Source organism: Moorena sp. (genome assembly GCF_982860115.1).
The window spans coordinates 18126-27051 of sequence record NZ_CEYLVT010000094.1 but is presented as its reverse complement, the minus strand read 5'-3'; the positions used below and the strand labels follow the sequence as shown (position 1 = coordinate 27051).

Sequence of the window (8926 nt, the reverse complement as noted above, 5' to 3'; positions counted from 1 at the left end):
CGGTCAATCGCGCCCCGCGTGGCCTACGGCCAATCGCTTAGCGTCTCCTAGGTCGAATCGCTTTTGGGACGCAACAGCTAACCACTAATCCCTTCAAGCTCTCAGTGGCTTAAGCAAATCATTGATCCAGTTTTCCACTTTCTCGCGCAAGGAATCAGAAGAACCACACAATGGCCGCAAATTCAGAGCCTTTTGATAGTCGCTGATGGCACAGTTCCAGTCACCCCGGAGATGGTAAGTACGCCCTCTCTGAGCATAGACATGGTCTTCCAGGCATCCCAGCATTAGAGCCATGTCAAGGTTTTCTAGGGCTAAATCGTACAATCCCAATTCCCGGAAGGTGATCGCTTGGTTAATCCAGGTGCGGATATTTCCCGGATTGAGATCAATAGCTTGCTCGTAGTCGGTGAGGGCTTCAGCCAGTTGCCCAACTGATGCATAATAATTAGCGCGATTGTTGTAAGCACTGTCCAATGTGGGATCAATTCGCAGTGCCTGATTGTAATCAAATAGGGCTTTGTAGGCCTGACCACTTTGGAAATACAGCAATCCCCGATTGTTGTAGTCTGATGCACTGGTGGGATTGAGATTAATCAACTGGGTGAACAATGCGATCGCACTGTTGTAATCCCCTTGTTTCACTTTCGAGTTTGCTAAGGTGCGCAGGCTTTTCACAGAGTGTATGTGGCTTTTTCTAGGCACTAGCCTCACTGGCGCTAAATGCCTGTGGTTTTTGCGGGACATTGGGAACCACTGTCGATTTTGGTTTTGCCGATTTAAAAAAGTAGGAGCATTCATATTTGCCTCAACCTCATTTGCAGCCTATCTAGATTCAACCTTACGGCTAACAGCACCCAGCTGGTTGGTCTTAATGTGTCACTTATTCATGCGTCTTCGGTGTACCCAAAAAAACCATCCAGATTGTCCCTGCGACTTGGGACTCTTCTTTGAAGACTACAGCAGTAAGATGACAGTTTCCTGAAAGACGAATTAATTTTGTTGGGATTCTTTTATAGAGGGGTTGGGAGTGGACACTGTTGGGAAGATGCACAATTCCCTGGGGATTTGGGGTTTGGGGTTTGGGGTTTGGGGTAGTGGTCTCATTACTGAACTGCAGCAATAGCACAAAGCGGATAGATGTGTTCAAAATAGTATAGTTACTATTCCACCGCATCCACTCTCAGGAGGAAATCCTGTGTCATCCCTTCCCCCTTCAATTCCACCTGTGTCTTCGCCCCCAACCAACCAATGGCTGCGAATGGTAGGGATGTGGCTAGCAGTTGCTGTCATTGGTGCAGGGCTAGGTTGGTCATATCAAGAATGGCAAAGTTATCGAAATCTACTCTTACGCTTAGAAGAGATTCAGAAGCACCGATCAGATCTCGAATATGAAAAATGCATGAATAAAGCCACGACTATTCCTGAAAAGTCGCCTATATATCAACAGACTCAGGTTATTTTCAATGAGTGCGCCGAGAAACTATTTGGCAAAGCTAAGATACTAGCTGCAGCGAACCAATTTAAAGACGCAATTATCGAGGCCAATAAGCTGACCCCAGATAGTGCTCCTTACCAAGAGGCACAACAGTTAATTAATCAGTGGTCATTCAGCCTATTTCAGAAAGCTACCAAGCTGTATCAGGAACAAGGTAAGCTCAATGAAGCCATTACTCTAACTCAGGTCATTCCTGAAACTACTCTGATTCGTCAAAGATTACCCGAGACCATTGCCCAATGGAAACAAGAGTGGGCTGTGAATGTATCGATTCGCAAACAAGCACTTCAAGCCCTGGAGGCAGGTCAATGGCAACAGGCTAAGCAAAACGCTAGGAGGGTGACTACTGGCTATTGGCAAAAGCAAGTTGAACCAATTATAGACAGGGCAGATGCGAAAATTTCTACCCTAGAAGCCCAGCAAGAAGCTCAACGAGTCAGACGACAAGCCCAGCAAGAGGCTCAACGAGTCAGACGACAAGCCCAGCAAGAGGCTCAACGCATAGCCAGAGAAAAAGCACAACAAAAAGCTCAGGAGCAGGATCAACGTAGACAGCAATGCATTAAGCTGGTAACGAAATACACTGAAGAGAATGAGTGGGCTCTCAAAGAATACGAAAGGTTAAGATGTGATGATTTTCCCCATGAGCTATTTTAAGCAAGCCATCGGGTTGTTCTTATCTTAGACACACTTCTGTCCTTTCCCACGGGCTTGATTACCCATGATCCCACGATACCCTTAGGCACGCTTACCTTAGGCATTAAATATCAGACGTTAACCCAACATCTAACACCTCAGACCTAACATCTGACACCTAATACCTAACACCTAACATCTAACCCTCAAAACTAAATTAACAGAGTACTAGCTTAGTTTTAGCCCCTGAGTAAACCTGAGAGGCTCAAGGATTGCCATAATTTTTGTAAAGTATAATGAATGATTTATTTGCAACTACATGGCTGATATAACTGGCTGGGTGAATCTCCTCACCCCCTTACCATTCCTCCCCCCTGAACACCCTCTCCCATCCCTATTGGCAACAGCAACTGAAGCCACTGCTAATGAAGCAGAAAACGGTTCACTGGTGCTTGCCGGAGTGCTATTGAGTCTAGTGGTGATCTACTTCGCCAGTAAACTCGGAGGCGAAATTTGTGCTCGGATTAACTTACCACCGGTATTAGGGGAATTGGTCGGTGGTGTAGTTGTCGGGGTTTCTGCTCTAAATCTGCTAGTTTTCCCAGAAGGGGGCAGTGTGGCTAGCAATTCCTTAATGATGACCTTTCTCCAAACTACCGCTGGTCTAACCCCAGAAGCTACCAACTCAGTATTTCAGTCTACTAGCGAGGTGATTTCCGTCTTAGCGGAACTCGGCGTGATTATCCTGTTATTTGAAATTGGACTAGAGTCTGACCTCAAAGAACTTATCCGTGTTGGTCCGCAGGCCGCTGTGGTAGCTGTAGTTGGGGTGGTTGTTCCCTTTGCTGCTGGTACTGCTGGTTTAGCTTACCTATTTAATATTTCTGCTGTCCCTGCTATTTTTGCTGGTGCTGCCCTAACTGCCACTAGTATCGGGATTACCGCTAAAGTCCTAGCAGAAATTGGACAGCTGAGTTCTAAAGAAGGGCAAATTATCATTGGTGCTGCCGTACTTGATGATGTCCTAGGAATTATCGTCCTGGCTGTGGTGGCTAGTCTGGCAAAAACTGGAGAAGTCGTGATCACTAATGTGATCTATTTGATTATTAGTGCTGGTGTCTTCCTAGTTGGAGCAATTCTAATCGGTCGCTTCCTCGGTCCGTATTTCGTTGCCTTGGTCAAGGAAATGAAAACCCGAGGTCAGGTATTACTGACAGCACTCATTTTTGCCTTTGTCTTGTCCTATATTGCCACAGCTATCCAATTAGAAGCCATTTTGGGCGCTTTTGCTGCTGGGCTAGTCTTGGCAGAGACGGATAAGCGTCGAGAATTGGAAGAACAGGTCCTACCAGTGGCAGATATACTTGTGCCCATCTTCTTTGTTACAGTGGGAGCCAAAACTGATTTGAGTGTGCTTAACCCAGCAGTTCCCAGTAATCGCGAGGGTTTGATATTGGCAACTTTCCTGATTGTGGTGGCAATTCTTGGTAAGGTGATCACAGGATTGACAGTCTTTGGTCAATCAGGAATTAACCGTCTAGCTATTGGGGTTGGCATGATTCCCAGAGGTGAAGTGGGGCTAGTCTTTGCTGGTGTTGGTTCAGCAAGTGGTGCTCTTTCAGAAGCCACTGAAGCAGCGATTATCATGATGGTTATCTTAACGACTTTTGTCGCTCCGCCTTTGTTGCGGTTGGTCTTTCAAGAGCCATCTGAGCCGGTGGAAACAGCTGGAGAGTCTTGAGACTTGTGGCTAAGCTATCTGAGCTTGCTGATTAAAGACAATTATTATTGATGCAGGATTCTTGAAGAATCCTGTTCAATTTAGTTGATTGTGTATGCTTTAAGATTTCGACATTGCTAAATGTGTTAACTAAAACCAAATTTTCGATTCAGAGAAACCCGTGTATACTGAAACTCTTGAAACTTAACCAAGCTACTCTACGTCCGAGTCTGTTAACGGTTTTAATAAGATTAATCAGATTAATCAGATTAATCTGATTAGTCAAACAGACTAGACATTGGTTGACTGGGCTATTAATTAGGGGTATTCATCGTGAGCGGTTAGGGATTAGCGGTTAACTATAGCCTACTCTAGGCAGCTGTTAGGGTCTAATACTTAACCGCTAACAACTGCTATAACCAATTCCTATAACCAATTCCTATAACCAATTACCTAAGATACATGATACAGGAGTAATAATTGTGAGGTTTCGCTGGCTACTGCTACTCTCCAGCTCTTTGACATTTTCTCTATTTTCATTGGCGGCTCAAGCCCGTGAACTACTATTTTGGCAATATGATCGCAATCAGAATCGCCTGGAATTTACCACTGATGTGGGTGTACAACCCACAGCCCAACTCATTTCTAATCCTACCCGGTTAGTCATTGATTTACCGGGAATTAACGTCGGAGGTCCATCAACAAATCAGCGTCTAAGCGGGGCGATTCGAGAAGTGCGAGTGGGTCAATTTGAGAGACAAACCACTCGGATTGTGGTTGAATTGGCTCCTGGTTACACTATAGACCCCCAGCAGGTAAAATTTCGGGGTATTAGCCCCAATCAGTGGACTGTACAATTACCTCAGCCCTATCGAGGGTCATTGCCGGTTCTGCCTAACCCAGCACCGCCATCCCTACCACCGGCTCAGCCACCAACCCGCACTCAATCCCCTCCACCACGGCCAACTATTCCAAGATCCAATCCAACTATTCCGAGATCCAATCCGGGGATTCGCCGACAAGGCTTTCAGATCAATAGAAATGGATTTTTTGTCAGTACCGATGGTGGGAAACCCATCATTCAAATCCAACGAAGTCGCAATAACCGCCGCATTAACATCGACCTGGAAGGGGTTACGATTCCCGAGAGTCTGTTAGCAGAGGATTTGGATGTAAATCGCTACGGGGTTAGCAAAATTGAGTTTGAAAAGAAAAAAGATTCCCCACCGATTGTCCGGATGACGCTGAATGTGGATAGTGACAGCCCTGATTGGCTGGCATCCTTCAGTGAAAGATTGGGAGGGGTGTTGATTTTTCCTAGGGGTGTCCCGGCTCAACGCTTAGATAATGGACCAACATCCAAAGTTCCAACGAAACCAATTCAATCTCGTAGCTCGGCTAATACCGGTAAGTTAGCCACCATTGGCTCAGTGGAACTGGCTAGGAATCAGACTCAGCTGTTGATTAAGGCTAACCAACGGGTCAGAGCCACTAGCAAATGGGATCCTCGTTCAAAGGCTTACCAAATTACTATACCGAATGCCAAACTAGCTGACAAGTTCAGTGGCCCTCAACTTAATACCACTAGTCCTGTATCAGAGGTGATGGTGCGGCAGGAGGACAAAAACACGGTGCTGATTTTGGTACAGCCATCAAACGGGACCCGGATTGGTAGCCTCAATCAGCTCAATGATCAGCTGCTAGCTCTGCAACTGAGACCATTTCTATCAAGGAGGCCAACCAGGATACCCCCGCGCTCGATTCCTGTGCCACCCCCTAACCGGACTCGCCCACCAATTCCCAGACGTCAGGTTCCCAAAGAGCGCCTGGTAGTGGTCATTGATGCCGGACACGGTGGCAAAGACCCTGGTGCTATTGGGCTTGGGGGTATACAAGAAAAAGATGTTAATTTGTCGATTTCCCGACAGGTGGAAGCGCTGTTGGAAAAACAGGGGATCCAGGTTGTCATGACCCGCTCAGATGACCGATTCATCAGTCTGGATGGACGAGTTCAAGTGGCAGAACGGACTGATGCTGATTTATTTGTCAGCATCCACGCCAATGCTATCGGGCGTAACCGACCAGATGTGAATGGATTAGAAACTTACTACTACTCTACTGGTCAGAGTCTTGCCCAAACCATCCACTACACTATCTTGCGGAGCGTGGATATTAGTGACCGACGTACCCGACGGGCGAGGTTTTATGTGCTCAGGAAAACCTCCATGCCAGCAGTTTTGGTAGAAGTTGGTTTTCTAACCGGCTATGAAGACTCAGCTAAACTGAAAACTTCCGCCTATCGCAGCCAGATGGCTAGAGCGATCGCTCGTGGCATCCTCCTATATATTCGGCAGAATCGGTTATATTCGGCAGAATCGGTTGACCTAAGTTAAGTTATGATTTTTGTCAATTCTTAATTGATAATTGCTAACCTATAATCTAACGATTTTCTTGTTTTGAGCGAACCCAAGTAATCTGTTTATTGCCCCTGGGTGGGTAGGTGCCAATTATTAACCAATGATCAATAACCCAATTTTGATCTCTCGAACTCAACCCCAGAGTCGTCCTATCGGGATTTTCGACAGTGGTGTGGGGGGTCTGACTGTTCTGAGGGAACTATACAAACAACTACCATCCGAATCAATTATTTACTTTGCTGACACAGCACGGCTACCCTACGGTACCAGGTCTGCGGATGAAATCGTGCAGTTCGGCTTCGAGATTCTCAGCTGGATGGTGCAACAGGAGGTCAAAATGGTGGTGATGGCCTGCAATACCAGTTCGGCTCTGGCATTGGAAACTCTGCGTAGTGAGTTTGACATCCCAATTTTGGGGCTGATTCTACCAGGTGCCCGTGGGGCGCTCCACCAAGGTCGTCGGATTGGGGTGATTGCTACACCAGCTACGGCTGCCAGCAATGCTTATCGAAATGCTATTTTAGAGGTTGAACCAACGGCTCAGGTCTGGCAAGTGGGTTGTCCGGAGTTTGTGCCATTAGTGGAGGAAAATCGCTTGTGCGAACCCTACACTACAGCGGTAGCACGGCAGTACCTAGAACCTTTGCTAGCAGCCCAAATCGATACCCTAGTTTATGGCTGTACTCATTATCCCCATCTAGAACCGATCCTGCGGGAAATATTACCCCCAGACGTTAAATTGGTAGACCCAGCAAAATACGTTGTTGCTGCTGCTGCTCAAGAACTGGATTTAATTGGAGGGAAGAATACTGGGCAAGCAAGACCAACTCGCTTTGGGGTCAGCGGTTGTCCTCAACAGTTTGCCCAACAGTCCCTACAATGGCTGGGTTACACTCCAACAGTTGAAAAAATACATCTACCACAGGTTTCAATCCCTACGATACCTTTAGGTGCGACCCGTGATGGCGAGCAATCCCTTGACCGTAGGTCACGCTAAGCGAACGCCATCACGGAAAGCGCACCTTTAGAATCGGTAGATTGACAAATAATAGACCGATTTTTTTTACTAAAAATTGCTTGTGGAGGCAATAGTTAACGCATTCCACTTTCCTTAGGTGAAGTCCTTGCTCAGAGGCGATTTCACCTAAGTTAGTTATTATCAAGATTAATTTTTCGCAATTGTTTCGGTCACTTTAACCCCTTTAACTCACCCTAGATCTAAATCAAGCTAAATCAAGGTTTGGCTCAGCTTGTCATATCATCTCCGGATAATTAGCCTTAATAATCTGTCGCCCACACCGAACGCGCACCAAGAGACGGGAAAGGGGAATTCCTAGTTTTGTAAATTTTTGTTTCAAACTTATCACAATTAACGTAAAAGCGAAAACTCATGCTGAAGACTAACTTAGTAACTCAAAACCCTAGTGGTTGAGTAAGCAGTCAGCTATCAGCTTAGTCAATAAACAGAGTCAACTCATGGGATTTTTTTCATGGGCGACTCTTGTATCTTAAAATCTGGTTTGTCGCTTATTTTTACCCATTACCAATTGCGAATCCCTAATTTACCCTTAACCTTTACCCATAAAAAATCCGGAATATAATAATTAGTAAAGCAGATTTTATCCCCAATAACGTTACGTTTATTTTATAAGGTAATCCAACTATGTCAGGTCTAACTCTTAAAGACATCAACACCGATAGCCTTTCTGTGGAAGAACGCTATGCACTTGACATTCTAGTCAATCTGCCAGTGCCTCAGGTTAGTAAACTCCAAGAATTAATGGAATTGGAGGTAGAAGACGTTATTAGCTCTATAATTTTACAAAATTTTATTGAACTGTGTCAAGAATGCGGCTTGAACTTATCTGAGGCAGGAGTCAATAAGTTTAAAGATGCTAACAAACTCGGTAATACTGGAGCAGTAAGAGGAATTATTGGTCCTCAAACAGCTCAGTTTTACTTTGATGCTATCATCAAGAAAGTAACACCAGAGTTGCCACCAGGTACCGATAGAAACATTAACCAAGCTGGTTTAGATCTGGTTAAAGAGTTTGAAGGACTCCATAAAAGGTGCCCCGATGGCAGAGTAGAAGCTTATATCGATCCGGTCGGAATTCCTACTATTGGATGGGGTCATACGGCTGGTGTTCGCATCGGAGATATCATCACTGTTGAGCAAGCAGAGAAATTGCTCAGACAAGATTTAGAAAGTTCTGAATCTACCGTGAGTAATCTTGTCAAAGTATCACTGACTGATAATCAATTCTCTGCTCTAGTTAGCTTTGTGTTCAATATAGGACCAACAGCGTTTAGGCGCTCGACATTGTTACGTAAGTTGAATCAGGGTAATGATCAAGGGGCTGCCAATGAGTTTCTTCGTTGGAACAAGGGTGGTGGTCGAGTCCTATTAGGCTTGAGCAAACGCAGAGAAGCGGAGCGTAAACTGTTTCTGATCTAAGTCAAATTGAACGCGCAAGCGTGGCCTTTTGGCCAAGCTTGCAGGTTGCAGGTTCCAGGACAAACGCATCTAAATTCTAGAAGCCTTACTCAGACAAGATTGCAAAATTTATAAGCAAAATTACTTATTGTATCACTCTCATATCGAGTAGGCATTTCAAAATAAGATGCGTTTACCCTGAGTGTTCTACTCAGGCAAGT

The 8926-nt window shown here is 45.4% G+C and carries 7 protein-coding genes; 5 read left to right on the top strand and 2 right to left on the bottom strand.

The features are described from left to right. Positions 1-93: 93 nt before the first annotated feature. Together AC4II3_RS17170 and AC4II3_RS17165 are read right to left on the bottom strand one after the other, a co-directional pair. Complete coding sequence (locus AC4II3_RS17170) at positions 94-798, bottom strand: tetratricopeptide repeat protein (RefSeq protein WP_488013122.1); 705 nt, start codon at positions 796-798, stop codon at positions 94-96. Positions 799-880: 82 nt separating this feature from the next. Beyond that, a complete protein-coding gene (locus AC4II3_RS17165; protein WP_488013123.1) occupies positions 881-1147 on the bottom strand; it encodes a hypothetical protein in 267 nt (88 codons plus the stop codon). Between the two features lie 48 nt (positions 1148-1195). Here AC4II3_RS17165 and AC4II3_RS17160 point away from each other — a divergent pair, with 48 nt between their 5' ends. The 5 genes from AC4II3_RS17160 (at position 1196) to AC4II3_RS17140 (ending at position 8726) form a co-directional block, all read left to right on the top strand. Continuing rightward, complete coding sequence (locus AC4II3_RS17160) at positions 1196-2152, top strand: hypothetical protein (RefSeq protein WP_488013125.1); 957 nt, start codon at positions 1196-1198, stop codon at positions 2150-2152. Positions 2153-2450: 298 nt separating this feature from the next. Continuing rightward, positions 2451-3872 carry a cation:proton antiporter gene (locus tag AC4II3_RS17155; protein ID WP_488013127.1) on the top strand — a complete coding sequence of 474 codons (1422 nt, stop codon included), beginning with the start codon at positions 2451-2453 and terminating at the stop codon, positions 3870-3872. A 461-nt stretch (positions 3873-4333) separates the two neighbouring features. After that, complete coding sequence (locus tag AC4II3_RS17150) at positions 4334-6244, top strand: N-acetylmuramoyl-L-alanine amidase (RefSeq protein ID WP_488009944.1); 1911 nt, start codon at positions 4334-4336, stop codon at positions 6242-6244. A gap of 124 nt (positions 6245-6368) precedes the next feature. Continuing rightward, the gene (gene murI / locus AC4II3_RS17145; protein WP_488009942.1) at positions 6369-7265 is read left to right on the top strand and encodes a glutamate racemase; all 897 of its coding nucleotides are present in this window, start codon (positions 6369-6371) and stop codon (positions 7263-7265) included. Between the two features lie 666 nt (positions 7266-7931). Then, positions 7932-8726, top strand: coding sequence for a lysozyme (locus tag AC4II3_RS17140; RefSeq protein ID WP_488009940.1), 795 nt, complete (start codon positions 7932-7934; stop codon positions 8724-8726). Positions 8727-8926 lie beyond the last annotated feature (200 nt).